Source organism: Pseudomonas sp. UBA4617 (genome assembly GCF_002386445.1).
Classification (GTDB): domain Bacteria; phylum Pseudomonadota; class Gammaproteobacteria; order Pseudomonadales; family Pseudomonadaceae; genus Aquipseudomonas.
On sequence record NZ_DGIR01000027.1, the window covers coordinates 160,843 to 186,631 of the forward strand.

Sequence of the window (25,789 nt, forward strand, 5' to 3'; positions counted from 1 at the left end):
CCCTTACAATCGCTTTCAGATTTCCCCCCGCTTGTACGCCTGCTCCAGGCGACTCCCTGTTTCGGAATCCAATACCATGCCAAATTCCAGCCCGGCCCCTCGCGGCCTGCCCGAACATGCCCAGCAAAGCGTCAAACAGCAGTGGCTGGCGATCATCTCGGTCGCCGTCGGCGCCTTTGCGCTGGTGACCAGCGAGTTTCTGCCGGTGGGCGTACTCAATGATGTTGCCAGCGACCTTGGCATCAGTGCCGGCCATGCCGGCCTGATGGTGACCCTGCCCGGCATCATGGCCGCCCTTGCCGCGCCGCTGTTGTCGGTGGGCATCGGCGCCCTGGATCGTCGCTACCTGTTGATCGGCCTGACACTGATCATGATCGTTGCCAACGCGGTGGTGGCCTACGCCAGCGACTTCAGCCTGCTGCTGTTCGGGCGCGTGCTGCTGGGCATCAGTATCGGTGGCTTCTGGGCCACCGCCATCGCCCTCAGCGGCCGCCTGGCGCCGAAGGGCGTCGGCGTTGCGCAGGCCACCTCGATCATCATGGTCGGGGTGACCCTGGCCACCGTGCTGGGCGTGCCGGTGGGCACTTGGCTCAGTGGCCTGATGGGCTGGCGCATGACCTTCCTGCTCACCGCGCTGCTGGGTGTCCCCGTACTGCTGGCTCAGGTGCTGTTGCTGCCCCGGCTCAACCCGGACAAGGCCATTCGCATCAGCGACCTGCCGGCGCTGTTCATCAACCCACTGGCGCGCGTCGGCCTGATCGCCGTGTTGCTGATCGGCCTGGCGCACTTTGCCGCGTACACCTATGTTGCCCCGTTCTTCAAGCAAAGCGCCGGCTTCGATGGACCGACCATTGGCTCGTTGCTGCTGCTTTATGGCGTGGCCGGGGTTATCGGCAACCTTTTTGCCGGTTTCGCCGCCAACCGCAGCGTGCGTCACACCCTGCTGCTGGTCGCGTTGATGATCGGCATCAGCACCGCCCTGTTCCCGCACTTCGCCACCGGCCTTACCGGCGCGGCGATGCTGATCGGGCTGTGGGGCTTCGCCTTCGGTGCGTTCCCGGCCTGCGCCAGCATCTGGATGTTCGTGGTCGCGCCGAAGGATGTCGAACGCGGCATGCCGCTGTTCGTTGCGATGTTCCAGGTGATCATTGCGTTGGGCTCGTTCTTCGGCGGGCGCATCGTCGACCAGCTGGGCAGCGCGGTGCTGTTGAGCCTGGCCACCGCACTGGTGGGCTGTGGCTTCGCTGCGGTGCTGGTGCTCGGGCGCAAGGTCAGCAACAGCCTGGCGGTCCAACCTGGCTGACGGCCCGATTGGCTTGGGCCAGGCCCCGCTGCTGGTACGCTTGCATCATCCTGTGTCGGGTCGACAGATCGGCGGGTATCAAATGTTCGATTCGCAATGACTCCACCGTGATGTCCGGGAAATGCCGGCCATCAGCTTTTTTCTGAGGGATAGTGAGCGGATAGGGCTGTAGTCGTGAGTCGCTCCTGGGCTCTGTACGAAGAGATGTCGCATACAGAGATTTAGTACAGAACGTAGCACCAGGTTGGAGTCGTTGTTGCACAGGCCGATGCGTGGGACGTCGATAGCCCCTTGGAAAGCGGCAGGCACCCAGTCCATTTTTCGCCCGATGGTCGCTATCGGGACCGGCAAGCACCAACTCGGGTCAAACCCTGCGGTCAGGCGCAGAACGCGCCTTTTTGATGCATGCCCGCCGGCAGCCCTGCCCACAGCCCCGTCCCGGGTGTGCGCTGCGCAACAGTAACCAGCACAGAAAAGCCGCCCTGATTCAAAGGGTTGCCGCTCATTCACCACCACTTCCGCGCTACGCCGGCCTTTCGGCACCTTCATTGCAAAGGCTTCTCCACGCCAGGCGCACTTGCCTGACCGAACCAGAGGCTCACGGCAGACACAGGACCCACCTACCCCAGCAAGGCTGCACCGAGAGATTTGTAGATGAACCGCAATGAAGCTGCCGGCAACGGTGGCAAGGAGTGGGTATGTCCCGGGCATTTTTCAATGAAATGTATGACACGAACGGAAGTTGCCGCCCGCACTACCAAGAGTTCGCCCGCTGGTTGGCCAACACCCCGCTGGAGTTGCTGGAGCAACGCCGACGCGAAGCCGACCTGCTGTTCCACCGCGCCGGCATCACCTTCACCTTGTACGGTGACAAACAGGACACCGAGCGCCTGATCCCCTTCGACATCATCCCGCGCAGCATTCGCGCCAGCGAATGGCGCATGGTCGAGCGCGGCTGCATCCAGCGCGTGCAAGCCCTGAACCTGTTCCTGGAGGATATCTACGACGACCAGCGCATCCTCAAGGCCGGCATCATCCCGCCGGAGCAAGTGCTGGCCAACGAGGGTTACCAGATCGCCATGCAGGGCCTCGGGCTGCACCGTGGCCTGTATGCCCATATCGCCGGCGTCGACCTGGTCCGTGATGGCGATGGCAGCTACTTCGTGCTGGAAGACAACCTGCGTACCCCCAGCGGGGTCAGCTACATGCTCGAAGACCGCAAAATGATGATGCGGCTGTTCCCCGAGCTGTTCGCCGCCCAGCGTATCGCCCCGATCGACCACTACCCCAACCTGCTGCTGGACACGCTCAAGAGCGCCAGCCCGCTGGACAACCCTACCGCTGTGCTGCTGACCCCCGGCCGCTTCAACAGCGCCTATTTCGAACATGCCTTCCTGGCGCGGGAAATGGGCATCGAGCTGGTCGAAGGCGCCGACCTGTTCATCCGCGACGAGCATGTCTACATGCGCACCACCGCCGGCCCGCAGCAGGTCGACGTGATCTACCGTCGCCTCGACGACGATTTCCTCGACCCGCTGTCGTTCAACCCTGACTCGATGCTGGGCGTGCCGGGGCTGATCTCGGTGTACCGCGCCGGCAATGTGGTGCTGGCCAATGCTGTGGGCACCGGGGTCGCCGACGACAAGTCGATCTACCCCTATGTCGACGACATGATCCGCTTCTACCTGAGCGAAGAGCCGATACTGAACAACGTACCCACCTGGCAGCCGCAGGCCGGCCGACCTGTCGCATGTCCTGGCCCACCTGCCCGAGCTGGTGGTCAAGGAAACCCAGGGCTCCGGTGGCTATGGCATGCTGGTCGGGCCGGCGGCGACCAGCGCCGAGATCGAGGCGTTCCGTGCCCGCATCAAGGCCCGCCCGCACGCCTATATCGCCCAGCCTACCCTGTGCCTGTCCACCTGCCCGACCTTCGTCGACAGCGGCATCGCGCCGCGCCACATCGACCTGCGCCCGTTCGTGCTGTCCGGCAGTGAAACCCGCCTGGTGCCAGGCGGCCTGACCCGCGTGGCCTTGCAGGAAGGCTCGCTGGTGGTCAACTCGTCGCAGGGCGGCGGTACCAAGGACACCTGGGTGGTGGAGGACTGAACCATGCTTTCAAGAACCGCTTCCGACCTGTACTGGATGTCCCGCTACCTGGAGCGCGCGGAAAACCTGGCGCGCATGCTCGAGGTCAGTTATTCGCTGTCACTGATGCCCCAGGCCGGGCGCAGTGACGGGCATGCCGAGTTGGCCATGTCGCTGCTGGCGTCAGGGACGCTGGACGACTACCGGCGCCGCCACAGCGAACTCGACAGCGAGCGCATGCTGCACTTCTTCGCCCTCGACGCGAGCAACCCCAGCAGCATCTATTGCTGCCTGCAGGCGGCCAGGACCAATGCCCACGCAGTGCGTGGCCGTATCACTGCCGACATGTGGGAGAACATCAACGCGACCTGGATCGAGATGCGCAACATTGCCGGCAATGGTCTTGGCCGTTATGGCATCAGCCAGTTCTGCGACTGGGTCAAGGAACGCTCGCACCTGTTCCGCGGAGCAACCTCAGGCACCATCATGCGCAATGATGCCTACAGCTTCATCCGCCTGGGGACGTTCCTGGAGCGGGCAGACAACACTCTGCGCCTGCTCGATGCCCGCTATGAAATGTTTGGCGAGGCGTCCGAAGAGGTCAGCGACGACTCTGCCCGCGGCTATTACCAGTGGAGTGCCTTGTTGCGCGCACTGACCTCCTACGAAGCCTTCAACGAGCTGTACCGGGCCGCGCCCAGTGCACGACCGGTGTCCGAGCTGCTGTTGCTGCGGGTGGACGTGCCCCGCTCGCTGCACGCCTGCATCGAGGAACTGGACCAGATCCTTGCCAGCCTGCCGGGCAGCAACCGCCGCGCCGCCCAGCGCATGGCCGCCGAACTCAATGCGCGCCTGCGCTACACCGCCATCGACGAGATCCTCGAAGCCGGCCTGCACCCGTGGCTGAGCGACTTCATCGGGCGCATCAACCAATTGGGCCAGGCAGTCCACCACTCCTATCTGGAGGTCGTATGAAACTGTCCATTCGCCACGACACCACCTACAGCTATGCCAGCGAGGTGTGCAACAGCATTCAGTTCCTGCGCCTGACGCCGCGCAGCAGCGAGCGTCAGCGCATCGATGAATGGCAGCTGGAACTGCCCTGCGAGGTCAAAGGCCAGATCGATCCGTATGGCAACATCCTGCACGTGCTGACCCTGGACAAACCCCACGGCCACCTGGCCCTGACCGCCAGCGGCCAGGTGGAGATCGACCCGGAACGCGAGCAGGAGGCTGGCGAGCAGTCGCCGCTGCCGTTCCTGCGCGGCAGCCACCTGACACAGGCCGATGACAGGCTCAAGGTCTTTGCCAGCCGCCACTGCGGTGAACACCGCGACCGCGCGGCGTTGATCGGGCTTATGCACGGGCTGGCCGAGCACATGCCCTACAGCCCGGGCGCAACGTCGGTGGGCACCACCGCCATCGAAGCGTTCAGCGGCGCAGCCGGGGTCTGCCAGGACCACACCCACGCCTTCCTCGCCTGCGCACGCAGCCTGGGGGTACCGGCACGCTACGTCTCCGGTTACCTGTGCACTGAAGACGAGCAGCACCTGGCCAGCCATGCCTGGGCCGAGGCCTGGGTCGACGGCGCCTGGTACAGCTTCGACATCACCAACCGCCTGACCCGGCCGGAGCGTCACCTGAAGCTGGCCGTGGGCCTGGACTACCTCGATGCCTGCCCGGTCAGGGGCGTGCGCCGTGGCGGCGGCGCCGAATCGCTGCAGGCCAGCGTCCATGTGCACCGACAGTGACAGGCGCCGCCCATTACTGGAAAAACAAGGAAACCAGCATGACCTACTGTGTCGCCATGCACCTGGCGGACGGGCTCGTCTTCATCAGCGACTCACGCACCAATGCAGGCATCGACCAGATCGCCAGCTTTGCCAAGCTGTTCGTGTTCGGTGTGCCGGGCGAACGCCTGATCGTCCTGCAGACCGCCGGCAACCTGGCGACCTCGCAGTCGGTGGTAAACCTGCTGCGCCAGCGCACCCGCGGCCCCGATACCCACCTGCTGAACGTGGCCACGCTGTACGATGCGACGGTGCTGGTCGCCGACACCCTGCGCGAAGTGGTCAGCCGCGATCGCAGCAAGTTGTCGGCCGGCATCGACCTGAGCAGTTCGTTCATCGTCGGCGGCCAGATCGCCGGCGACCCGATGGCCATCTACAACGTCTACGCGCAAGGCAATTTCTTCCAGGCCACGCCGGACACGCCGTTCCTGCAACTGGGCGAAAGCAAGTACGGCCGACCGATTCTGGACCGCAACCTTGGCTACCACACGCCGCTCGATGAAGCCTTGCGCTGCGGCCTGATCTCGTTCGACTCGACCATTCGCAGCAACCTGTCGGTGGGAATGCCGCTCGACCTGCTGGTGTACCACAAGGACAGCCTGGAAGCGCCGAAACGGCAGCGGATCACCAGCGACGATGCCTATTACCAGCAGATCCGCAGGCAGTGGAGCGACGGGTTGAAAAGGCTGCTGGCCGAGCTGCCTGCACCGCCCTATGGCTGAATGGCCTGGCGCTGATTTGCCGGCTGGCGTTGAATCTCTGTAGAAGCGGCATGCCCGCTCAGGACCTATGCCAGGGGAATGGTCAGGCGGTCGATCACCGCCCGGGTTGCCGGGCGCACCCCGCGCCACCAGGCAAACGCCTCCGCCGCCTGCTCCACCAGCATACCGACACCGTCGGCCAGACGCGCCACACCTTGTTCTTGGGCCATGCGCAGGAACGGCGTCAGGCCTTTGCCATACACCAGCTCGTACGCCAGCCGTGTCTCGCCCAGCACATCGTCCGGTAGCGGGGGCAGCTCACCGCTGAGGCTCGCGGAGGTAGCGTTGACCACGATGTCGAATGCCTGCCCCTGCAGTTCCTCATAGCGGCTTATGCGCAGGCGCGGGTGATCCAGTTCGTTGCGCAGGGTCAGCGCCTTGGCCATGTCGCGGTTGGCCAGCACCAGCTCGCGCGGCCCGGCCTGCAGGAACGGCAGCAACGCACCGCGCACCGCGCCACCGGCGCCAAGCAGCAGCACCCGGCGATTGGCCAATGGCTCAGCCAGGTTTTCTTCGATATCGCGCAACAAGCCAATGCCATCGAAGTTCTCGGCGACGATTTGGCCATCCTCGAACTTCAACGCATTGGCCGCCCGCGCCAGCTGTGCGCGCTCGCTGCTCTGGTCGGCCAGCTCGAAAGCGCGCAGCTTGAACGGCGCGGTGATGTTCATGCCCAAGCCGCCCTCACTGCGGAACCGCAGCACCTGAGCCTCGAAACCCGCGAGGTCGCCCTCGATGGCGCTGTACAGCAGGGACTGGCTGGTAGCCTGGGCGAACAGACCATGGATCAAAGGGGACTTGGTGTGGTTGATCGGTCGGCCGATCACTGCATAGCGGTCGTTCATGATGCATCTCCGTGGGTGAACAGCACACCGTCTGCCTGCAAGGCGGCGATTTCTTCAGGGCTGAAGCCAAGCCCGGCGGCCACTTCGGCATTGTGTTGCCCCAGGTCCGGGGCTACCTGGCGGATCGTGGTATCGCAGTCAGAAAAACGGAACGGCAGGTTCGGCAGGCGCAAGGTGCCGTAACGCGGGTGCTGCTGTTCGAGCACCATGCCACGCGCCTGGATCTGTGGGTCGGCCACCACTTCGTCGATGCGCTGCACCTTCGCGCTGGGGATGTCGACCGCATCGAGCAGCTGCAGGATATCCGCGACCCGACGTGCGCCGACCCAGTCACGGACCACGGCGAGGATAGCCTGGCGGTGGGCGTTGCGACCGTTCAGGCTGTGGTAGCGGCTATCGCTACCGAACCCGGGCGGGCCACCGTTGGTTTCGAGCATCGCGGCAAAACGTTTCCAGGCATCGTCGACCTGGGCGGCGATCACCAGGTCGCCATCGGCGGCGCGGAATACACCGTACAAGGTGGAGGTCGGCATGTCATGGCCGGTCTGTTCGGGCAGCACCGTGCCGTCGGACAACGTATAGCACTGCACGGCGTATTCATGCATCGACACCAGCGTGTCATACAGGGCCATGTCGATGTGCTGGCCACGGCCACTGTTGACCCGGCCCAGCAACGCCGCATTGATCGCTGCCACGGCATGGATGCCGGTGTACATGTCGCCCAGGGAAATGCGCAGCAACGGCGGCGCTTCGCCCGGCACGCCGACCATCTGCATGATCCCGCTCTTGGCTTCGGCGATCAGGCCGAAGCCGGCGCGGTGGGCATCCGGCCCGGTGTGGCCATAGGCGGAGATCGAGCAGTATACCAGGCGTGGGTTGCGCGCGGCCAGCTCGGCATAGCCCAGACCCAGTTTGTCCAGGGCACCGGGGCGGTAGTTTTCGATGAACACGTCGGCCGAGTCGGTCAGGCGCTGCATGAACGCCTTGCCGCGCGGGTCCTTCATGTTCACGCTGACACCCTGCTTGCCCATGTTCAGCTGCAGGAAGTAACCGCTCTGCTGATCGTCCAGGGTGAATGCGTGCTGGCGGCCGGCATCACCGCTGCCGGGCCGTTCGACCTTGATCACCTCGGCCCCCAGCGCGGCCAGGCAGCGCCCCACGTAGGGCCCGGCGAGGAAGTGGCTGTAGTCGATCACGCGGATACCCGCCAATGGCAGTGCCGGGCTCATGGCTGCGGCCTGCGCGGCACCATCAGCCGGTGCTCGCCACGCTGCACGACCTCGCCGTGCTGGTTGATCAGCTCCGACGGCAAGACCACGATGCCCCAGCCCGGGCGGCTGTTGCTCGGGCGCATCGCCCCCACGCGCATGCGCACGTGCAGCACATCGCCGACCTTGATCGGCAGCACGAAGTCCCAGGTCCAGCCCAGCGACATGCCGGGCACGAAGCGGTACTCGCACTGGGTCTTCAGGCCGTCGGCGATCGACAAGCCGAACAGCCCGTGGGCAACCAGGCAACCGAAGTGGCTCGCGTTGGCATACGCCTCGTCGACATGCACCGGGGTGTGGTCACCGGTGAGGTCGGCGTAGGCCAGGATGCGCTCGCGGGTCACGTTGTAGCTGGGGCTGATGCAAACATCGCCTTCGCAGGCATCGTCCCAGTATTTTTCCACCACGCTCATGCCTGCACCTGCGCACGTGGGTCGATGGCCAGTGCCTGGGCGACGCACTGCGCCGGCCTTGCCTGGATGAATTCGATGGCCAGGCCGTCGGGCAGGCGCAGCCAGTTGCGGCCCTGGGGCATTTCACTGACGCCAAAACGTCGGGCGGCCGCCAACGCGGCCTCCAGGTCTTCGCACATGATGCCCAGGTGCGCCAGGCGCCCTTCCGGGCCGGTGAAGTCCGGCTGGTGGATGAACTGCAGGCCACCGAGGGTCCAATATTGCGCTGGCTGCTCGACGTCGCCCTGGACCTCACGCATGGTCATGCCGCACACCTCGCTGAAAAAGCGGATGTGCCAGTGAATGTCGCGCACCCAGAAAGCAACATGTTCGAGGTAGGCTTTTGGCTGGCTCATGAATGACTCCTTATCTGCTGATCGGCCATGGCGCGCTCGATACCTTTGATACAGGCCACCAGGGTCGCGTTGACCGGCGTAGCCACGCCGTGGCGCTGGCCCCAGCGCACGACGGAGCCGTTGATGAAATCGATCTCGGTGGCCGAGCCCTTTTCCAGGCTCTGCAGCATCGAGGTGCGGAAGCTTGCCGGCAGGCCTTCGGCGGCCAGCCGCCACGCGGCGTCCGGGTCGGCAAGGCTCAGGCGGATACCGGCGCGTTCGGCGACAGCGATGGCTTCGGCGACCGCGGCCTTGGCGGTGCTTTCCAGCAGCGGCTCGCTGTACAGCTGGCCATAGCTGAGCCGGGTAATGCCGCTGAGCGCGCCAGTGGCGACATTGACCAGCAGCTTGTCCCACATGGTGCCGAGAATGTTGGCGCTGACCGTGGTGGCGAGCCCGGCGCCGTTGAATGCTTCGGCAATCGCCTGCACGCGTGGTGTGTGCGTGCCATCGAGTTCGCCGATGAATGTCTGCTTGCCGGCCACCCCGGCACGGATCGAACCCGGTGCCAGCAGCACGCCACCAACGTAGGTCTTGCCGGCCAGCACCCGCTCCGGGCCCACGGCCTCGGCCAGCAGGTCTTCGTGGCCGAGACCGTTCTGCAGCGACAGCACCAGCGTCTGCGGGCCGATCAGCGCGGCTGCCCCTGCGATCGCCTCGCGGGTGTGAAACGACTTGACCAGCACCACCACCAGGTCCGCCATTCCCACATCTTCAGCAGCACAGGCGGCGTTCACCTGCACCTGGCGCACGCCGCGCTCGTCCTGAACTTGCAGCCCGTGCTGCTGCATCGCCTCGACATGCGCGCGGCCCCGGTTCAACAGCCAGGTTTCATGCCCCGCCTCGCTCAAGGCTGCACCAATGGCGCAACCCAGAGCACCGGCGCCCAGAATGCAGATTTTCACGTCGCGGACCTCCTGTGGTTTGCGACTACCTTATGCAGCGGGCCTTATTGACGCTATACAATGCCTTCAATACATGTATTGAGTTTCACAATAATGAGCACACTCGACACCTTGCCCGATCCCAAGCTGCTGCAGCTGTTCGATGTGCTGTACCAGTGCCGCAGCGTGACCCGTACGGCTGAACAACTGGGCCAGAGTCAGCCGACAGTGAGTATCTGGCTGGGTCGCTTGCGCGAAGAACTGAACGACCCGCTGTTTGTCCGCACCCCGGGCGGCATGGCCCCCACCCCGCGGGCTGACCAGTTGATCGGGCCCTGCCGCGAAGTGCTGGAGTCGCTGCGGCGCCTGACCACCTGGGCGCCGCAATTCGATCCGGCCACAGCGCAGCGGCGTTTTCGCCTGTGTGTCAGCGATGCCAGCCACATCACCTTGCTGCCCAGCATCCTCAACCACTTGCGCAGCCATGCGCCAGGCATTCGCCTGGAGGCGGCACGCATCGATGGCAATACCGAAAGTGCCCTGGAATCGGGCGAAGCGGACCTGGCCATCGGCTTCGTACCCTGGCTGGGCGCCGGCATGTACCAGCAGGTGTTGTTCGAACAGGACTGGGTCTGCCTGAGCAGCCCGCAACACCCACGCCTGGGCCAAGGTATCAGCGTGGCGCACTACCAGGCCGAAGGGCACGTGCAGGTCAGTGCCGGGACCGGGCAGAAGTTGCTCGAGGCCGGCCTGGCGCGGGCCGGCATCGAGCGCAGGATCATGCTGGAGCTGCCGGGGTTTCTCGGCCTCGGCATGATCGTCGGGTCGACCGACCTGGTGGCCACGCTACCGCGGCACATCGGCCAGACACTGGCCGACATGCATGGTTTGCAGGTGCACGATTGCCCGTTTGCGGTGGAAGGCTTCACGGTCAAGCAGCATTGGCACGCCCGGTACCAGCAGGACAGTGGCAATCGCTGGATGAGGGAGGTGATCCGGGCGTTGTTCCAGGCCCGCAAAATCTAGCATAGGTGCGTTTCACTGGCCGGCCAGCAAAGCAGGTCCAGGTGCATCCTGTCAGGGTATTGGAACTAAAAATGCAACCTCCTGTCGTATGGGCTATCGAGCACCCCTGCGCCTTCTGGAGGCGAACAAACATGAGAAAAACCCTGGTTGCCCTGTTTACCTGCGCCTTTGCGTTCGGCGCAACGGCACTGTTGCCAGCCGATATTTCGCCCATGGCTTCGGCCTATGCCAAGGGCGGTGGTGGTGGTGGTGGCGGTCACGGCGGTGGTGGTGGTCATGGCAATGGTGGCGGCCATGGTGGTGGCCTGGGCGGCGGTTTTGGCGGTGGCAAGGGTAGCCACTCTGGTAACGGCATGGGCCAAAGCGATGACCATGCCGGCAAGGCCACGCGCGACCGTGGCTTGAGCGGTAACCACTACGGCAGCTCGCGCAACAGTGACAACGGCCACGGCACTACCACTTCCGGTATTGCACAATCCAGAGACACCCGCGGTCTGGCGAAATCGACGGCGATCTCTGGCACTACGCCAGGTGACCACAACGCCAAAGGGCTGAGCGGCGCGGCCCGAAATTCGTCGAAGAACGATCGTTGAGGCTCGACACGGCCATCGTCGGACACGGTTGAGACCTGCACGCCCGGCCAACTGCCGCAGCGTGCAGATCAATCCCACAGCGCACTCAACCCTGGTGCGCCCCGGCTATGCTGGCCGCCCCCCGGCCAGCATTGTGACGCCCACCCTTGCCCACCGACCAGGGCCTGGCAAAGCCTTGTCGAGACCACCGCCAATGCCCAGCACACCTGTCCTGTCCGCCTTGCTGTTGTTGTTCAGCGCCACCCTCGTACCCGAAGCACTGGCCGGCGAGCGCTGCGCATCGGCACGCAGCAACAATGCCTCGACCTTGCTGATCGAAACGGCTTCGCAGCAGTATGCCGAAGGCCAGCTGGACCAGGCGGCGGCCACCCTGGAGCGCGCGCTGCACATCCAGCCGAATAATCCGGCAACCTTGCACTACCTGGGCGTGCTGCGCCTTCAGCAAGGGCAGTACGAACAGGCCGAAACCCTGGCGCTGCGCTCCAACCTGCGTGTCGGCGCCAACCATGCGTTACGCAATCGCAACCTGCAGCTGATAGAGGCCGCGCACAGTGCCCGGCGCTCAGGCATGCTGCCGACCGCTGCGCAATGACGGCGACCTAGACACTCCGCGTCAGGCCGCCATCGACCCTGATGTTCTGCCCGGTGATATAGGCGGCCCCTTCGCTGGCCAGGAAGGCGATGGTCGCGGCAATTTCGTCGCTGGAGCCATAGCGCTTGAGCGGTACGCTGTCGCGGCGCTGCTCGGTGGCCGGCAGGCTGTCGATCCAGCCAGGCAGCACATTGTTGATGCGCACGTTGTCGGCGGCGTAGGTGTCGGCGAAGATCTTGCTGAACGCAGCCAGCCCCGAACGGAACACCGCCGAGGTGGGGAACATCTCGTTGGGTTCGAACGCCCAGGCGCTGGAGATGTTGATGATGGTCCCGCCCTTCTGCCGTTGCATGATCGGCGTTACGAGGCGGGCCGGGCGGATGACATTGAGCAGGTAGGTATCCATGCCCTTGTGCCAGTCTTCGTCGCTGATCTCCAGGATTGGCGCGCGTGGCCCGTGCCCGGCGCTGTTGACCAGCACGTCGACGCGCCCCCACTGCCCGACCACGGCATCGACCAGGCGCTGCAGGTCGGCAACCGACTGGTTGCTGCCAGTAATGCCAATACCGCCCAGTTCACAGGCCAGCGCTTCGCCCTTGCCCGACGACGACAGGATGCCGACCTTGAAACCCTCGGCGGCCAGGCGGCGTGCCGCTGCGGCGCCCATGCCGCTGCCACCGGCGGTGATGATGGCTACTTTTGCTACAGACATGTTGCCTCCCGTGATACCCAGCATTGTGTTTGCAAGTGCGTTCACACTAGCAGCCACGCTGGCAGCGAGGGAGGCAGCCCGGCCTCGCCTAGACGATAGATTTTCTATCGTGCGCTTGCGCCTGTAACCACGCCCTGACGATCTGCAGGGTGGCAGACGGCTGCCTTTTGCGCGGCCAAACCAGGTAGAACGCCCTGTCCAGCTGCAATTGCTGCGGGAACACCTGCACCAGGCGGCCGGCGGCAATGTCGTCGCTGACAAAGGCCTGGCTGGCCAGGGTAATGCCCTGCCCGCCAATCGCAGCGTCAATGGCCAGCGACGTCTGGTTGAAGCGCACGGTGCGGGCGCTGGCGGGCGGATGGCCTGGGAACACCGCGGCGTAGAACTGCGGCCAGAAGTTGTGCGCATCGTGCAACGCCACATAGCGCTGCAAGGCGCCGAAATCCCCGGGTCGCCCCATTTCGGCCAGCAACCCCGGGCTGGCCACCGCGATCACTGCGGGGGCCATCAGCAACTCGGCATTCAGGCCCGGAGCAAATGGCGGCTGGCCATAACGTACGGCCAGGTCCACGCCGTCGGTGTGAAAATGACACAGCCGGTCGGTGGCCAGCACCCGCAGGTCAATCTCGGGGTTGCGCTCGGCAAAGTGCCCGAGCCTGGGGATCAGCCATTTCGAGGCAAAGGTTGGCGTCACGCTGACGGTGAGCTGGGACGGCGCCGGGCGCAACAGCCGCGTGGCTTCGTCGATCATCGCCAGGGCGCTGCGCACGCTGGTGCTGTAGGCGTGCCCGGCATCGGTCAGGCCAAGGCCACGCGGCAGGCGCTCGAACAGGCGCACCTGCAGGCTGGCCTCCAGCCCGCGCACCTGCTGGGCAACCGCCGCCTGGGTCACGCCAAGCTCCTCGGCCGCCAGGCGGAAGTTCAAGTGACGCGCCACCACTTCGAACACGCGTAGCGCATTGAGCGAAGGCAACCCGGGGTAACCTGCAGGCATGGCGATGGTTTTTCTATCGGCTGAATATTGCGCGAGGCTAACCTTGTCAGCCTGGGAAGTCGATGCCCTGGCGCTTGCATGGCCCTGCAGCGACGGTTCACAGCTGCGCATGCTGTAAGCCCGGCGCACACGCTGGCAGAATCCACCAGCCCTGCGCACATCCCTACAAGGCACAACGCCCTGCAGCGTGCTTCACTACACCGCCAAGCCCTCTGTCCCGGAACCGAGCCCCATGAACCGCAACGACCTGCGCCGCGTCGACATGAACCTGCTGGTGGTGTTCGAAGCCCTGATGATCGAACGCAACCTGACCCGCGTCGGCGAAAAGCTGTTCATCACCCAGCCCACTGTCAGTGCCGCGCTGGCGCGCCTGCGCGAGCTGTTCGACGACCCGCTGCTGATCCGCAACGGCCGGGCCATGGAACCCACGCCCAGGGCCATGCAGATCTTCGCCGAGCTGGGGCCGGCCATGGATGTGATCTCCGCCGCCATCAGCCGCGCCCGCGAGTTCGACCCGACCAGCAGCTGCAACGTGTTCCGCCTGGGGTTGTCGGACGATGCCGAGTTCGGGCTGTTCCCGGCCCTGCTCCAGGCCCTGCGCGAAGAGGCACCGAACATCAGCGTGGTGGTGCGGCGAGCCAACTTCCTGTTGATGCCGGGGCTGTTGTCCAGTGGCGAGATCTCGGTAGGAGTGAGCTACACCACCGACCTGCCGGCCACCGCCAAACGCCGCAAGCTGCGTGACATCGGCGTGCGTGTGTTGCGTGCCGACGACCGTCCGGGCCCGCTGAGCCTCGACGAATACTGCGCGCGCCCGCATGTGATGGTGTCGTTCTCGGGCGACATGAGCGGCAACATCGACCTCGACCTGGCGCGCATCGGCCGCTGCCGCAAGGTGGTGCTGGCGGTGCCGCAGTTCGGCAGCTTGCGCGCCTTGCTGCGCAACACCGAGCTGATCGCCACGGTGCCGGACTATGCCGCCTGCGCCTTGGCCGACGATGGCAGCCTGCGCGCCGACCCGGCGCCTTTCGAGATCACCGAGGCCGAGCTGTCGATGGTATGGAGCGGTGCCCAGGACAACGACCCCGCCGAGCGCTGGTTGCGCGAGCGCATCCTGCAGTTCATGGCGGCGCGGTAAACCATCGACCTCATCGATAGCCACCATGAATGCCATCGAGTTCCGCTGCGCCTGGTGCGGGCGGAAGATAGCGGCATTCACTGATGGATGAGGCTTCCCATGAAAACCGGCATGATCGCTGCCCTGCTCGCCTTGCTGGCCACCCTCGGCGGTTGCGCCAGCCCAGCCAGCACCGCCACCCAGCCCTACGCGCATTTCTATGCGGCCACCGCTATTTCCGGCGTGGCCCTGGCCCCTGGCCAGCGAGTGGCAGTGTTGCTGGGGCGGGATACCGAAGCCACCCTCGAATACCTCGGCAGCCATCAAGCCCAGGCTGCCACGCCGACCCGGGGCCAGCGCATACCGGTGGCGACCCTGAACAGCGAGAGCCAGGCGTACGACTGGCTGGCACGCTCGCTGGCGCAGCAGTTCGCCGAAGTGACCTTCTATGACGACCTCGACACGCTGCTGGGCGACCACCCCGATGTCATCGTGCTGCTCGATACTGAAAGCCGCCTGGCCAGTGCCGAGATCGAAAGCCGGGTGGTGGCGCGCTTCTTTGACGACCAGCTGACCTACATCGGCCGGGCCGAAGGCCGCGCGCACAAGCGCCTGGGCGACGTGGCGCGGGTGGCCGAGGATGAACGCGCGGTGCAGGCCGATGCCTTGCGCGACTTTGACGATTCGTTGCAGGTGCTGTTGAAGCGCCGGGTATGAAGGCGCGATCGCGGGGTTTGCTACTTGCCCCGCTGCATCCACGCCGCGCCCAGCCCACTCAGGCAGATCACCGCGATACCGACCAGGCTCAGGGTATCCGGTACCTGGCTGTAGGCCACCAGGCCAAGCAACCCGGCAAACACGATCTGGCAGTAGCTGAACGGCGCCAGCAATGCCGGCGCGGCATGGCGGAAAGCCTGGGTCAGCAGCAGGTGCGCGGTCATGCCGAAACCGCCCAGCGCCAGCATCAGCAAGGCGTGGTCCCAACGTGGCATTTCCCAGAAGAACGGCACCAGCGCGCTCATGGCCAGGGTATTGCACAACCCCGCATAGAAGTTGCTGGTAGTCGGGCTGTCATGCGCCGCCAGGATGCGCGTCAGCAATTGATAGAAGCAGAAGCCCAGCGCCGAACCGAACGGGTACAGGATGGCGGGGGTGAACATCGCCCCTCCCGGATGCACCACTACCAGCACGCCAATGAAGCCCATCACCACCGCGACCCACTGCCCCACCGTGACCCGCTCCTTGAGCAGCGGCGCCGACAGCGCAGTGACCAGCACCGGGGCGAGGAAGTTGACCGCAGTCGCTTCGGCCAGCGGCAGGTACTGCAGGCCACTGGTGAACAGCAGGCTGGTACTCAGCAGGCTCAACGCACGCAAGGTCTGCAACAGCGGGCGGCGCGTGCGCAACACGTTGAGCCCGGCCCTGGGCAGGAAAATGCCGGCCATCAGCAAGGTATGCACCACATACCGGGCCCACACCACCATGATGACCGGGTACAGGCCGCCCAGGAACTTGGACAGGGCATCGTGACTGGCGAACAGGAACGTCGCCACCACCACCAGGGCAATGCCGCGCAGGGGTTGGTTGACTCCGGACAGCGGTGTGCTGGAACTCATGGCACTCTCGATGACGGCGCGGCTGGGTGCGGCGCCCGGGGAAGGCCCGCGCAGGCATGGCCCGGCGGATGCAACAGCTGGAATTCTAGAAGAGATGCCGCAGCATAAGGAAGTTTCATCGCCGCTCGCCCAGGCCGATTGCAGATTCTGTTCGCTGATCGACCACTTTTCGCCCGGCACGCATGGCCCGTGCCGTGCTGATCGCTGACCATCGACTGCGATCCCCCGCAGCTGACAAGGAATCTACATGCAAAGGCTCACTACCCGTAACGGCCTGAACCTGCCTGCGATCGGCCTGGGCACCTGGCCAATGACCGGCACCGAGTGCACCCAGGCCGTACGCCAGGCACTTGAACTCGGTTACCGACACATCGACACCGCCGCCGCCTACGCCAACGAAGCTGCCGTCGGCCAGGCTTTGCGCGACAGCGACGTGCCACGCGAGCAGATCCACCTGACCACCAAGGTGTGGTGGGACCGCCTGGCACCCAAGGCCATGCGCCAGTCGCTGGAAGACAGCCTGCGCGCCCTCGGCACCGAGCAGGTCGACCTGTTCCACATCCACTGGCCTGGTCAGGACTGGGACCTGGTGCGCAGCATCGAAACCCTGGTGGCACTACGTGACGAAGGCAAGGCACGCAGCATCGGCGTGGCCAATTTCCCGCTGGGGCTGCTGCGCCAGGTAGTGGAAAGCCTGGGCGCGCCGCTGTCGGCGATCCAGGTCGAATACCACGTGCTGCTCGGCCAGCAAGCGTTGCTGGAGTATGCCCGCCGCCACGACTTGCTGCTCACCGCCTACACCCCGCTGGCCCGCGGGCAGGCGGCGGCACAGCCGCTGATCCAGGCGATTGCCCGCAAGCATGGCGTGCTGCCCAGCCAGGTGGCGCTGAAATGGTTGCTGGACCAGGATGGCGTGGCAGTGATCCCCAAGGCCGGCAGCCGCGCCAACCAGCTGGCCAACCTGGCGGCAATGAACGTGCAACTGGATGACCAGGACCGCGCGGCGATTGCCGGCTTGCCGAAGGACCAGCGGGTGGTCAGCCCGGCGTTTGCACCGGACTGGAACAGTTGAGTGCGGCCCGCCTTGCAGCTAACGGCTAATGACGCGCGCCCGTCACCAGGTAATTGACCAGGTCAGGCTCGTTCTCCAGGGCGATCGCCTGCGCCGGCCGCGATAACCCCGCCAGCACGGCGTTGCAGAAGGCCACGGCAGGTGCATCCTGGGCGTAACAGCGCAGCAGCCAGTCGCCCTCGCCGGCCAGCAGTTGCAACGCCACCGCCCGGCCGATGCCCTGCCGTCGGTACTTTTTCAGGATGAACAAGTCAGCCAGCTCGAATGCCTCGATACCGGGCAACTCGCTGCGCTCCACCAGCACGAAGCCGGCAATGAAGCCGTCTGCCAGCACCAGGTAGGCGCCCCAGCCAGCGGCCTGCCAGTAGCGTTGCAGGTGCGCGTCATGGATGTAGAAGCGACCATCCACCTCGACGTCTTCCTGCTCCCAGTCGGAGGACTCGTAGGCGTAGAACTGGTACAGGTTGCGGATCAGCGGGGCCTGGTCGGCGGTGGTGGCCAGCAGTTCGATGGGCAGCATGGTGCGGGGCTCGGGCAAAAGACGGATACCAGTTTACTTGCTCCGGGCAATAAAAAGCCCGGGCCTTCCCCGCACGGAAAGGCCCAGGCAAAAAGCTTCAGGGCTCAGTTGCTTTGCAATGCCCGCGGACGATGGCTGCGCGCCTCGGCCGCCGGGGCCTCGGCTGCCTGCAGGTGGAAGTCGAAGGCCAGCTCGGCAAAGCGCTCGCCCAGTACACCGCGGTCGCGGGCTTTCGCGGCATCCTCGACAAAGTGCAGCTCGCCGACCAAGCCGTCACGGGTGGCATAGGCAAAGTCATCCCACAGGTACTGGTCACCGGCAAAGTTGATCTGCGTGGTCAGATGACGGTGCCCGGGCGCCGAGATGAAGAAGTGCACATGCGCCGGGCGCTGGCCGTGGCGACCGAGCAGGTCCAGGCATTCCTGGGTCGGCCCCTGCGGGTCGCAACCATACCCCGAGGGCACGATTGAACGTGCGCGGTAGCGGCCCTCGGCGTCGGTGATGATGCGGCGGCGCAGCTTGTATTCGGACTGGCTGGAGTCGAAGTAGGAATACGTGCCTTGGGTATTGGCATGCCACAGGTCGACGGTGGCACCGGCCAACGGCTTGCCGTCAGCACCGAACACCTGGCCCTGGAGGAACATCACCACGCCCGGGTCAGTGCCATCGTCCATCCGCGCCTCACCCTGCGCCAGCGGCGCACCCGCCACATACAGCGGGCCCTCGATGGTACGCGGGGTGCCGCCGGTAAGGCCGGCCTCGGCGTCCTTGGCGTCCTGCAGCAGGTCGAGGAAGTGCTCAAGGCCCAGGCCCGCTGCCAAGAGGCCGGCTTCATTGCGCCCGCCCAGGCGGTTGAGGTAGTCCACGGCATGCCAGAACTCGTCCTCGGTGATTTCCAGGTCTTCGATCAGGCGGGCGCTGTCCTGCAGTACCCGCAGGATGATCTGCTTGAAGCGCGGGTTGCCTTCGGCATGGCCCAGGCCGGCCACTTCGCTGAAGAACGCTTGAACATCGGCAGTGTGGGAAATCTTTGTGGTCATCGTGCTTTCCTCATCTTGTTCTTGTCAGGCACACAGGTGCGCGTCAGCGGTCGTCGCTGTGGATCGACGAGGGGTGCCGGCACAGGCCGTCGACCTCGATGTCCATGTACGGGAACAGTGGCAGTTGCACCAGCGTATCGTGTAGCGCTTCGACACTGGCGACATCGAACACGCTGTAGTTGGCATAGTGCCCGGCAATGCGCCACAGGTGGCGCCAGGTACCTTCGCGCTGCAGGCGCTGAGCCAGTTCCTTTTCGTCGGCCTTGAGCCGGGCGGCCTGGGCCGGGTCCATGTCGAGCGGCAGTTTCACGGTCATCTTCACGTGGAACAGCATGGCGAGGTACTCCTTGCGTATGACTGGATCGTTTGGTTGGCAGAGCCCTTGGTCGGAGCGGGTTTACCCACGCACACGGGCGAAGCGCGCCAGGCGCTTCTCGTCCAGGCTCAGGCCCAAGCCTGGGGTGCGTGGGATGTGCAACTGGAAGTCGCGGTACTGCAGCGGCTCGTTGACGATCTCTTCGGTGAGCAGCAGCGGGCCGAACAGTTCGGTGCCCCAGGTCAACTGGCGCAGGGTAAGGAAGGCATGCGCCGAAGCCAGGGTGCCGATCGAACCCTCGAGCATGGTCCCGCCATACAGGGCAATACCGGCGGCCTCGGCAATTTGCGCGGTGCGCAGTACGGCGCGCGGGCCACCGTTCTTGGCGATTTTCAGGGCAAAGATGCTGGCCGCGCCGTCGGCGGCCAGGCTGAAGGCGTCTTCGACGCTTTCGATCGATTCGTCGGCCATGATCGGTGCCGGGCTGCGCTGGTTCAGGCGCACCTGGCCGCTGCGGTTGCTGCGTGAAATCGGTTGCTCGATCAGGTCGATGCCGTTGTCGCCGAGCACCTGGCAGGCACGGATGGCCTGGGACTCGTCCCAGTACTGATTGACGTCGACCCGCACGCTGGCGCTGTCGCCCAGCTCGCGCTTGATCGCCAGCACATGCTTGAGGTCCTGCGCTACCGGGTTGGCGCCGATCTTCAGCTTGAACACCCGGTGCCGGCGACTTTCCAGCATGTGCCGGGCTTCGGCGATGTCGCGGGCGGTATCGCCGCTGGCCAGGGTCCAGGCCACTTCCAGGCTGTCGCGCACGCGGCCGCCAAGCAGTTCGCTGACCGGCAGGCCGAGACGCTTGCCCTGCGCATCAAGCAGGGCGCTCTCGATGCCCGACTTGGCAAACGTGTTGCCCTTGGCCAGCTTGTCCAGCTGGAGCATGGCGGCATTGATATTGTCGGCGGGCAGGCCGACCAGCGCCGGCGCCAGGTGCGCATCGATGTTGGCCTTGATGCCCTCGGGGCTTTCGTAGCCGTAGGCCAGGCCACCGATGGTGGTGGCTTCGCCGATGCCTTCGATGCCATCGCTGCAGCGCACCCGCAATACCACCAGGGTCTGCTGCTGCATGGTGTGCATCGCCAGCTTGTGCGGGCGGATAGTCGGCAAGTCGACGATAATGGCTTCTATACGTTCAATCAACGCGCTTGTCATTGGTGCCAGTCCCGTTTTATCGAGCTGCCAGCGGCAGGCCCGGATGGTGCATTTACTTGATCGCTCAAGGATTGCGCGAGACCCTGACGGCCGTCCAATATCGAATGAATCTCCCACCATACCCTGGAGGTCTGATGGAACTGCGCCACCTGCGTTACTTCAAGGTGCTGGCCGAGACCCTGAACTTCACCCGTGCCGCCGAGCTGCTGCACATCGCCCAGCCTCCACTGAGCCGGCAGATCAGCCAGCTCGAGGACGAACTGGGCACGTTGCTGGTGCTGCGCGAACGACCGTTGCGGCTGACCGAGGCAGGTCGCTTCTTTTACGAACAGACCTGCACCGTGCTGCAACAGCTGCACAACATCAGCGACAACACCCGCCGCATCGGCCAGGGCCAGCGCCAATGGCTGGGTATCGGTTTCGCCCCCTCGACCCTGTACACGGTGTTGCCGGAGCTGATCCGCGAACTGCGCCAGGACAGCGAGCTGGAGCTGGGCCTGAACGAGATGACCACCTTGCAGCAGGTGGAAGCGCTGAAAAGCGGGCGCATCGACATTGCCTTCGGGCGCATCCGCATCGATGACCCGGCGATTCAGCAGCAGGTGCTATGCGAAGACCCGTTGGTGGCCGTGCTGCCCAAGGGCCACCCGCTGGCGGGCGCGCCGCTCACCCTCGCCGAATTGGCGCGCGAGGCGTTCATCCTGTACCCCGCCAACCCTCGGCCCAGCTATGCCGACCATGTACTGGCACTGTTCGCCCACCACGGCATGAGCATCCGCGTCAGCCAGTGGGCCAACGAACTGCAGACTGCCATTGGCCTGGTGGCTGTCGGCGTGGGCGTGACGCTGGTGCCGGCCTCGGTGCAACAACAGCACCGCACCGATATCGCATACGTCGCCCTGCTCGACAGCAGTGCCGTCAGCCCGATCATCCTCAGCCGGCGCAAGGGCGACGTCAGCCCGATGGTGCAGCGCTGCCTGGCATTGATTGCCCGGCAAGCCAGGTAAGGCCTGAATGCAGGAGCGGATTTATCCGCGATGCAGGCGACGCAGTGGATGGCGTCGGCTGTGCCGGTGATCGCGACAGAAGCCGCTCCTGCAGCCGGCACAGTACCTATGAGGGCGGCCGTGCCGGCGGAGAGCCGCAGGGCCGCCCCGATCGATCAACCGGCATCAGCCGCGCAGTTGATACCAGGTGGTCTTGAGCTGCGTATACTTGTCGAACGCATGCAGCGACAGGTCGCGACCAAACCCGGACTGCTTGCCACCGCCGAACGGCACCGCCACGTCCAGCGCATCGACCGTGTTCACCGACACCGTGCCGGCCTTCAGCGCCCGTGCCACGCGGTGGACCTGGTTGAAGTCATCGCTCCACAGCGACGCCGCCAGGCCGTAAATGCTGTCATTGGCCAGGCGCACGGCCTGTTCCTCAGTGTCGAACACGCTGACCGCCAGCACCGGCCCGAATACCTCCTCCCGTGCCAGGGCCATGTGGCCCCCGACATCGGCGAAGATGGTCGGCTCGATGTAATTGTCCGAACCGTCGATCGTCAGGCGCCGGCCACCACACACCCTTCGTGCACCCTCCTGCCCTGCCCGGGCAATGGCCGCCTCGATCCGGCCGGTCTGCTGCGCATCGACAATCGCACCGGCCCGGCTCGCCGGGTCCAGCGGATTACCCGGCAGCCACTGGCGGGCCTTGGCCTGCAGGCGCTCGATGAATGCGTCATGAATGGACCGTTGCACATACAGCCGCGAGTTGGCCGAGCACACCTCGCCCTGGTTGAAAAAGATGCCGAACGCGGCCTTTTCCGCAGCCAGGTCCAGGTCCTGGCAGTTTTCAAACACCAGGTTGGGGCTCTTGCCGCCGCACTCCAGCCATACCTGCTTGAGGTTGGACTGCGCCGAATACTGCATGAAGTACTTGCCCACCTGGGTGGAGCCGGTGAACACCAGGCAATCCACGTCCGGGTGCAGGCCCAGTGCCCGCCCGGCCTGCTCGCCCAGGCCCGGCAGCACGTTCAGCACGCCCTCCGGCAGGCCGGCCTGCAACGCCAGCTCGCCCAGGCGCAGGGCCGAGAACGGTGACTGCTCGGCGGGCTTGAGTACCACGCTGTTGCCGGCGGCGAGGGCCGGGGCGAGCTTCCACGCCGCCATGTCCAGCGGGAAGTTCCACGGCACTACCGCGGCGACAACGCCCAACCCCTCACGGGTAATGGTGGCCAGCGCGTTGGGTGCGGTGGGGGCCACCTGGTCGTACAGCTTGTCCAGCGCCTCGCCATACCAGGCGAACACATGGGCCGAGCCCGGTACGTCGATGTTGTAGGCGTCCATGACCGGCTTGCCCATGTTCAGCGAGTCCAGCAGGGCCAGTTCTTCGCGATGGGCCATGATCAGCTCGGCCAGGCGCAGCAGGACCTTCTTGCGCTCGAGCGGAGCCATGCGCGGCCACGGGCCTTGTTCGAAGGCACGGCGGGCACTGGCGACGGCCAAGTCCACTTCGGCCTGGCCGCAGGCGGCAAGCTGTGCCAGCACGGCATTGGTGGCGGGGTTGATGGCGGCGAAGGTGGCGCCGTCCTGCGCGTTGACGGGCTTGCCGTCGATCAGCGCCTGCGCCGGGAGGGACAGGCCCGAGGCGCGTTGTTGCCAGAATGCGAGGGTGTACATTTGTACTCCTGGTAACGGTTGGAGCAGTTTTCTTCAGGGTCCACAGGCATTGCGATACGCTGACAAATCCTTAGAGCTTGCCGACCAGGCGCGCCGTGCGGTCCACGGCGATGCGGGTCTTTTCCACCAGCTCGTCCAGCTCGCTGTGGTTGGCGACCAGCGCCGGCGCCATGATCATCCGGCCCAGGGTCGAGCGAATGACCACCCCCTCCTCGAAACCGAAGGTGCGACATTGCCAGGCCAGGTCATTCTCGTTGGCAAAGCGCCTGCGCGTCGGCTTGTGCTCGGCGAACTGCAATGCTGCCACCAGGCCCGCGCCCTGCACCTGGCCGATCAGCGGGTGATCAGCGAACACTTCACGGAGGATGCGCTGCAGGTACGGCCCGGTGTCGTCCCTGACCTGGCGCACGATGCCTTCGTCGCGCAGCGCTTTCAGGTTGGCGATGGCCACCGCCGCCGCCACCGGGTGGCCGGAATAGGTCAGGCCATGGGCAAACACCCCGCCCCGCTCCACCAGCGCTTCGGCAATGCGCTTGCTCAGCACCAGACCACCCATGGGCACGTAGCCACTGGTCAGGCCCTTGGCGATCGACAGGGTGTCAGGCTGGAAGCCGAAATATTCATGGGCAAACCATTCTCCGGTGCGGCCAAAGCCGCCGATCACTTCATCGGCACACAACAGCACATCGTACTGGCGGCAGATGCGCTGGATCTCGGGCCAGTAGCTTTCCGGCGGGAAGATCATGCCACCGGCGCCCTGGAAGGGTTCGGCGATGAAACCGGCGACGTTTTCGGCACCCAGCTCAAGGATCTTTGCTTCCAGCTGCAGGGCACAGCGGCGACCGAACTCGGCCGGGCTCAGGTCGCCGCCCTCGGCGTACCAGTAAGGTTCATCGATGTGTGCCACGTCCGGTATCAGCCCGCCCATTTCGTGCATGAACTTCATGCCGCCGAGCGCCGTGGCAGCGAGGGTCGAGCCGTGGTAGCCGTTCCAGCGGCCGATCATGATCTTCTTGGCCGGCTGGCCGACCACCTGCCAGTAGCGGCGCACGGTGCGGATCAGCACCTCGTTGGCCTCGGAGCCGGAGTTGGTGTAGATCGCGTGGCTGTAGTGCGCGGGCAGCAGGCTGAACAGCAGCTCGGAAAGTTCGATCACCGCCGGGTGGGTGGTGTGGAAGAACATGTTGTAGTAGGCCAGCTGGTCCATCTGCGTGGTGGCGGCGGCGGTCAGGTCGCGACGGCCATAACCGAGCTGGGTGCACCACAGGCCGGACATGCCATCGAGGTAGCGCTTGCCCTCGCTGTCCCACAGGTGCAGGCGTTCACCGCCGACGATCACCCGTGGCCCTTCGGCGTTCAGCGCCTTCTGGTCGAGGAAGGCATGGATGTGGTGGGCGGCATCGGATGCCTGGTAGTCGCGGGTCTGGCGTAGCGGGGCGAAAGGCGCATTCATTGTTGGTTTTCCTTTGCGGTGGGGGGGTGCGGGCTGCCGGCGCTCAGCGCAGCTTGCCCATGTAGCTTTCCAGCGGGTCCTTGCCCAGCACGCCCTGGGCATTGGCCAGCGCGTCGATGAACAGGGAGAACAGTTCGGACTGGGTGCCGATGTCGAGCTTGGCGTAGACGTTCTTGCGGTGCGACTTGATGGTGTCTTCCGACACGCCCAGGCGCTCGGCCAGCGATCTGGTGGAGTGGCCACGCAGGATCAGCTGCGCGATACGGCACTCACGCTCGGTGAGCAATGAGCTGCCGAAATTGTTCAGGGCCGCATGGATGCGCTGCTCGAGAAGGTTCTCGAAGCGCCCGGCACGGCTGTCGAGCCCGGCGAAATGCCTGCCGAGCACTGCCAGCACCCAGGGCGTGATGCAACCGAACAACGCGCGGCTGTGCCCATCGAGCTTGTCGGTGAAGGCCAGCGACACGGCCAGGCTGTGCCCGGGCACCCGCTGCAGGATGTAGTTCAGTTCATCCTGCAGGTGCGAATGGCGGTAGAACGACTGGTAGTACTCGCTCACCTCGAAATGGTCCGGCGCCACCTCGAACAGGCCATAGCAGCCGGATTCGACCTGCTCCACGCAGGCACCGTAGAACGGGTCGAGCAGATAGAAGCCCGACAGGTAGCGGCTGACATTGCCTTCGGGCTGCCAGGGCGCCTTGTCATCCTGCTCGAACAATGCGCTGGGCATGCCGTGGTGCGGGTAGAGGTACACCGTGGTCGCCTGGATCGGGTGAATCACGCCCAGTGCGGCGAACAAGGTGGCAGCAAAGCCCGGGCGGCCGATGGCCTCGGTGACCTTGGCCTGGTGCTCGAACCACTGTTGTGTAAGCAATCGATGGGTCACGGTGGGCCTGCCATTTCAAGTAGGGCACCGCCGCAATGCGGTGCGTTGTCGGGGAGATACTCCCATGGCGGCGCCTGCATCGAAATCACCCTTTGGGGTGAGCGCCGGTGCGCGCCGTCCGGCTCACCCCAAAGGGTGATTCCGGGCACCTGCAGGGTGTGGGAGGATCAAGCCGCCCCACGCTGCGAGCCCCG

The 25,789-nt window shown here is 65.2% G+C and carries 26 protein-coding genes and 1 pseudogene; 12 read left to right on the plus strand and 15 right to left on the minus strand.

The window, feature by feature from the left end; genetic code table 11:
* Positions 1–76 precede the first annotated feature (76 nt).
* The 5 genes and pseudogenes from B4L76_RS13230 to B4L76_RS13250 all read left to right on the plus strand — a co-directional run bounded on the left by B4L76_RS13230 (position 77) and on the right by B4L76_RS13250 (position 5,900).
* Entirely contained in the window at positions 77–1,303 is a 1,227-nt protein-coding gene (locus tag B4L76_RS13230) for an MFS transporter (RefSeq protein WP_296233060.1), read from the plus strand.
* Between the two features lie 698 nt (positions 1,304–2,001).
* Positions 2,002–3,409: pseudogene (locus tag B4L76_RS13235) on the plus strand (circularly permuted type 2 ATP-grasp protein).
* 3 nt (positions 3,410–3,412) lie between these two features.
* A complete protein-coding gene (locus B4L76_RS13240) occupies positions 3,413–4,363 on the plus strand; it encodes an alpha-E domain-containing protein (protein WP_296233062.1) in 951 nt (316 codons plus the stop codon).
* Positions 4,360–5,139, plus strand: a complete 780-nt coding sequence (locus tag B4L76_RS13245) for a transglutaminase family protein (RefSeq protein WP_296233064.1) — start codon at positions 4,360–4,362, stop codon at positions 5,137–5,139. Before B4L76_RS13240 ends, B4L76_RS13245 begins: the two co-directional genes overlap by 4 nt.
* Positions 5,140–5,177: 38 nt before the next feature.
* A complete protein-coding gene (locus tag B4L76_RS13250) occupies positions 5,178–5,900 on the plus strand; it encodes a proteasome-type protease (RefSeq protein WP_296233066.1) in 723 nt (240 codons plus the stop codon).
* 65 nt (positions 5,901–5,965) lie between these two features.
* On the opposite strand, the gene aroE is transcribed toward B4L76_RS13250, so the two are convergent.
* Genes aroE through B4L76_RS13275 form a run of 5 tightly spaced genes read right to left on the minus strand, consistent with a single transcriptional unit; the run spans position 5,966 to position 9,804 of the window.
* Entirely contained in the window at positions 5,966–6,784 is an 819-nt protein-coding gene (gene aroE, locus B4L76_RS13255) for a shikimate dehydrogenase (RefSeq protein ID WP_296233068.1), read from the minus strand.
* On the minus strand, positions 6,781–8,013 hold the full coding sequence (locus tag B4L76_RS13260) for a CaiB/BaiF CoA transferase family protein (RefSeq protein WP_296233069.1): 1,233 nt from the start codon (positions 8,011–8,013) through the stop codon (positions 6,781–6,783). The genes aroE and B4L76_RS13260 overlap by 4 nt, the downstream gene beginning before the upstream one ends.
* Complete coding sequence (locus tag B4L76_RS13265; RefSeq protein WP_296233070.1) at positions 8,010–8,465, minus strand: MaoC family dehydratase; 456 nt, start codon at positions 8,463–8,465, stop codon at positions 8,010–8,012. The genes B4L76_RS13260 and B4L76_RS13265 overlap by 4 nt, the downstream gene beginning before the upstream one ends.
* Positions 8,462–8,860 carry a VOC family protein gene (locus tag B4L76_RS13270; RefSeq protein ID WP_296233071.1) on the minus strand — a complete coding sequence of 133 codons (399 nt, stop codon included), beginning with the start codon at positions 8,858–8,860 and terminating at the stop codon, positions 8,462–8,464. Before B4L76_RS13270 ends, B4L76_RS13265 begins: the two co-directional genes overlap by 4 nt.
* Entirely contained in the window at positions 8,857–9,804 is a 948-nt protein-coding gene (locus tag B4L76_RS13275; protein WP_296233072.1) for a ketopantoate reductase family protein, read from the minus strand. The genes B4L76_RS13270 and B4L76_RS13275 overlap by 4 nt, the downstream gene beginning before the upstream one ends.
* Positions 9,805–9,897: 93 nt before the next feature.
* On the opposite strand from B4L76_RS13275, the gene B4L76_RS13280 reads away from it, so the two are divergent.
* The 3 genes from B4L76_RS13280 to B4L76_RS13290 all read left to right on the plus strand — a co-directional run bounded on the left by B4L76_RS13280 (position 9,898) and on the right by B4L76_RS13290 (position 11,994).
* Positions 9,898–10,809, plus strand: coding sequence for a LysR family transcriptional regulator (locus tag B4L76_RS13280; RefSeq protein WP_296233074.1), 912 nt, complete (start codon positions 9,898–9,900; stop codon positions 10,807–10,809).
* A 131-nt stretch (positions 10,810–10,940) separates the two neighbouring features.
* Positions 10,941–11,402 carry a hypothetical protein gene (locus B4L76_RS13285; RefSeq protein WP_296233075.1) on the plus strand — a complete coding sequence of 154 codons (462 nt, stop codon included), beginning with the start codon at positions 10,941–10,943 and terminating at the stop codon, positions 11,400–11,402.
* A gap of 193 nt (positions 11,403–11,595) precedes the next feature.
* Positions 11,596–11,994, plus strand: coding sequence for a tetratricopeptide repeat protein (locus B4L76_RS13290; protein WP_296233076.1), 399 nt, complete (start codon positions 11,596–11,598; stop codon positions 11,992–11,994).
* A gap of 7 nt (positions 11,995–12,001) precedes the next feature.
* Here the strand turns inward: B4L76_RS13290 and B4L76_RS13295 are convergent, their stop codons facing one another.
* Together B4L76_RS13295 and B4L76_RS13300 are read right to left on the minus strand one after the other, a co-directional pair.
* A complete protein-coding gene (locus B4L76_RS13295) occupies positions 12,002–12,706 on the minus strand; it encodes an SDR family oxidoreductase (RefSeq protein WP_296233077.1) in 705 nt (234 codons plus the stop codon).
* A gap of 88 nt (positions 12,707–12,794) precedes the next feature.
* On the minus strand, positions 12,795–13,700 hold the full coding sequence (locus B4L76_RS13300; protein ID WP_296233079.1) for a LysR substrate-binding domain-containing protein: 906 nt from the start codon (positions 13,698–13,700) through the stop codon (positions 12,795–12,797).
* Between the two features lie 232 nt (positions 13,701–13,932).
* Here B4L76_RS13300 and B4L76_RS13305 point away from each other — a divergent pair, with 232 nt between their 5' ends.
* A complete protein-coding gene (locus tag B4L76_RS13305) occupies positions 13,933–14,838 on the plus strand; it encodes a LysR family transcriptional regulator (protein ID WP_296233081.1) in 906 nt (301 codons plus the stop codon).
* A 99-nt stretch (positions 14,839–14,937) separates the two neighbouring features.
* On the plus strand, positions 14,938–15,534 hold the full coding sequence (locus B4L76_RS13310) for a hypothetical protein (RefSeq protein ID WP_296233082.1): 597 nt from the start codon (positions 14,938–14,940) through the stop codon (positions 15,532–15,534).
* 20 nt (positions 15,535–15,554) lie between these two features.
* Here the strand turns inward: B4L76_RS13310 and B4L76_RS13315 are convergent, their stop codons facing one another.
* Entirely contained in the window at positions 15,555–16,433 is an 879-nt protein-coding gene (locus B4L76_RS13315) for a DMT family transporter (RefSeq protein WP_296233084.1), read from the minus strand.
* Positions 16,434–16,680: 247 nt separating this feature from the next.
* Here B4L76_RS13315 and B4L76_RS13320 point away from each other — a divergent pair, with 247 nt between their 5' ends.
* Complete coding sequence (locus B4L76_RS13320; RefSeq protein WP_296233086.1) at positions 16,681–17,505, plus strand: aldo/keto reductase; 825 nt, start codon at positions 16,681–16,683, stop codon at positions 17,503–17,505.
* Between the two features lie 25 nt (positions 17,506–17,530).
* On the opposite strand, the gene B4L76_RS13325 is transcribed toward B4L76_RS13320, so the two are convergent.
* The 4 genes from B4L76_RS13325 to B4L76_RS13340 all read right to left on the minus strand — a co-directional run bounded on the left by B4L76_RS13325 (position 17,531) and on the right by B4L76_RS13340 (position 20,590).
* A complete protein-coding gene (locus B4L76_RS13325; RefSeq protein WP_296233087.1) occupies positions 17,531–18,025 on the minus strand; it encodes a GNAT family N-acetyltransferase in 495 nt (164 codons plus the stop codon).
* 104 nt (positions 18,026–18,129) lie between these two features.
* Entirely contained in the window at positions 18,130–19,065 is a 936-nt protein-coding gene (gene catA, locus B4L76_RS13330; RefSeq protein WP_296233089.1) for a catechol 1,2-dioxygenase, read from the minus strand.
* A 43-nt stretch (positions 19,066–19,108) separates the two neighbouring features.
* A complete protein-coding gene (gene catC / locus B4L76_RS13335; RefSeq protein WP_296233090.1) occupies positions 19,109–19,399 on the minus strand; it encodes a muconolactone Delta-isomerase in 291 nt (96 codons plus the stop codon).
* 63 nt (positions 19,400–19,462) lie between these two features.
* Positions 19,463–20,590, minus strand: coding sequence for a muconate cycloisomerase family protein (locus tag B4L76_RS13340; RefSeq protein WP_296233092.1), 1,128 nt, complete (start codon positions 20,588–20,590; stop codon positions 19,463–19,465).
* 134 nt (positions 20,591–20,724) lie between these two features.
* Between B4L76_RS13340 and B4L76_RS13345 the strand changes: the two genes are divergently transcribed.
* On the plus strand, positions 20,725–21,597 hold the full coding sequence (locus B4L76_RS13345) for a LysR family transcriptional regulator (protein ID WP_296233093.1): 873 nt from the start codon (positions 20,725–20,727) through the stop codon (positions 21,595–21,597).
* A gap of 165 nt (positions 21,598–21,762) precedes the next feature.
* On the opposite strand, the gene B4L76_RS13350 is transcribed toward B4L76_RS13345, so the two are convergent.
* From B4L76_RS13350 to B4L76_RS13360, 3 genes are all read right to left on the minus strand, one after another.
* The gene (locus B4L76_RS13350; RefSeq protein WP_296233094.1) at positions 21,763–23,256 is read right to left on the minus strand and encodes an aldehyde dehydrogenase; all 1,494 of its coding nucleotides are present in this window, start codon (positions 23,254–23,256) and stop codon (positions 21,763–21,765) included.
* A 70-nt stretch (positions 23,257–23,326) separates the two neighbouring features.
* Complete coding sequence (locus B4L76_RS13355) at positions 23,327–24,709, minus strand: aspartate aminotransferase family protein (protein ID WP_296233095.1); 1,383 nt, start codon at positions 24,707–24,709, stop codon at positions 23,327–23,329.
* Positions 24,710–24,752: 43 nt separating this feature from the next.
* Positions 24,753–25,595, minus strand: a complete 843-nt coding sequence (locus B4L76_RS13360; RefSeq protein WP_296233096.1) for a helix-turn-helix transcriptional regulator — start codon at positions 25,593–25,595, stop codon at positions 24,753–24,755.
* Positions 25,596–25,789: the final 194 nt, after the last annotated feature.

Excerpts from the sequence above, each read along its gene's own strand:
- B4L76_RS13230 (WP_296233060.1), top strand. The coding sequence starts at position 77 with ATGCCAAATTCCAGCCCGGCCCCTCGCGGCCTGCCCGAACATGCCCAG.
- B4L76_RS13240 (WP_296233062.1), top strand. The coding sequence starts at position 3,413 with ATGCTTTCAAGAACCGCTTCCGACCTGTACTGGATGTCCCGCTACCTG.
- B4L76_RS13245 (WP_296233064.1), top strand. The coding sequence starts at position 4,360 with ATGAAACTGTCCATTCGCCACGACACCACCTACAGCTATGCCAGCGAG.
- B4L76_RS13250 (WP_296233066.1), top strand. The coding sequence starts at position 5,178 with ATGACCTACTGTGTCGCCATGCACCTGGCGGACGGGCTCGTCTTCATC.
- aroE (WP_296233068.1), bottom strand. The coding sequence starts at position 6,784 with ATGAACGACCGCTATGCAGTGATCGGCCGACCGATCAACCACACCAAG.
- B4L76_RS13260 (WP_296233069.1), bottom strand. The coding sequence starts at position 8,013 with ATGAGCCCGGCACTGCCATTGGCGGGTATCCGCGTGATCGACTACAGC.
- B4L76_RS13265 (WP_296233070.1), bottom strand. The coding sequence starts at position 8,465 with ATGAGCGTGGTGGAAAAATACTGGGACGATGCCTGCGAAGGCGATGTT.
- B4L76_RS13270 (WP_296233071.1), bottom strand. The coding sequence starts at position 8,860 with ATGAGCCAGCCAAAAGCCTACCTCGAACATGTTGCTTTCTGGGTGCGC.
- B4L76_RS13280 (WP_296233074.1), top strand. The coding sequence starts at position 9,898 with ATGAGCACACTCGACACCTTGCCCGATCCCAAGCTGCTGCAGCTGTTC.
- B4L76_RS13285 (WP_296233075.1), top strand. The coding sequence starts at position 10,941 with ATGAGAAAAACCCTGGTTGCCCTGTTTACCTGCGCCTTTGCGTTCGGC.
- B4L76_RS13290 (WP_296233076.1), top strand. The coding sequence starts at position 11,596 with ATGCCCAGCACACCTGTCCTGTCCGCCTTGCTGTTGTTGTTCAGCGCC.
- B4L76_RS13295 (WP_296233077.1), bottom strand. The coding sequence starts at position 12,706 with ATGTCTGTAGCAAAAGTAGCCATCATCACCGCCGGTGGCAGCGGCATG.
- B4L76_RS13300 (WP_296233079.1), bottom strand. The coding sequence starts at position 13,700 with ATGCCTGCAGGTTACCCCGGGTTGCCTTCGCTCAATGCGCTACGCGTG.
- B4L76_RS13305 (WP_296233081.1), top strand. The coding sequence starts at position 13,933 with ATGAACCGCAACGACCTGCGCCGCGTCGACATGAACCTGCTGGTGGTG.
- B4L76_RS13310 (WP_296233082.1), top strand. The coding sequence starts at position 14,938 with ATGAAAACCGGCATGATCGCTGCCCTGCTCGCCTTGCTGGCCACCCTC.
- B4L76_RS13315 (WP_296233084.1), bottom strand. The coding sequence starts at position 16,433 with ATGAGTTCCAGCACACCGCTGTCCGGAGTCAACCAACCCCTGCGCGGC.
- B4L76_RS13320 (WP_296233086.1), top strand. The coding sequence starts at position 16,681 with ATGCAAAGGCTCACTACCCGTAACGGCCTGAACCTGCCTGCGATCGGC.
- B4L76_RS13325 (WP_296233087.1), bottom strand. The coding sequence starts at position 18,025 with ATGCTGCCCATCGAACTGCTGGCCACCACCGCCGACCAGGCCCCGCTG.
- catA (WP_296233089.1), bottom strand. The coding sequence starts at position 19,065 with ATGACCACAAAGATTTCCCACACTGCCGATGTTCAAGCGTTCTTCAGC.
- catC (WP_296233090.1), bottom strand. The coding sequence starts at position 19,399 with ATGCTGTTCCACGTGAAGATGACCGTGAAACTGCCGCTCGACATGGAC.
- B4L76_RS13340 (WP_296233092.1), bottom strand. The coding sequence starts at position 20,590 with ATGACAAGCGCGTTGATTGAACGTATAGAAGCCATTATCGTCGACTTG.
- B4L76_RS13345 (WP_296233093.1), top strand. The coding sequence starts at position 20,725 with ATGGAACTGCGCCACCTGCGTTACTTCAAGGTGCTGGCCGAGACCCTG.
- B4L76_RS13350 (WP_296233094.1), bottom strand. The coding sequence starts at position 23,256 with ATGTACACCCTCGCATTCTGGCAACAACGCGCCTCGGGCCTGTCCCTC.
- B4L76_RS13355 (WP_296233095.1), bottom strand. The coding sequence starts at position 24,709 with ATGAATGCGCCTTTCGCCCCGCTACGCCAGACCCGCGACTACCAGGCA.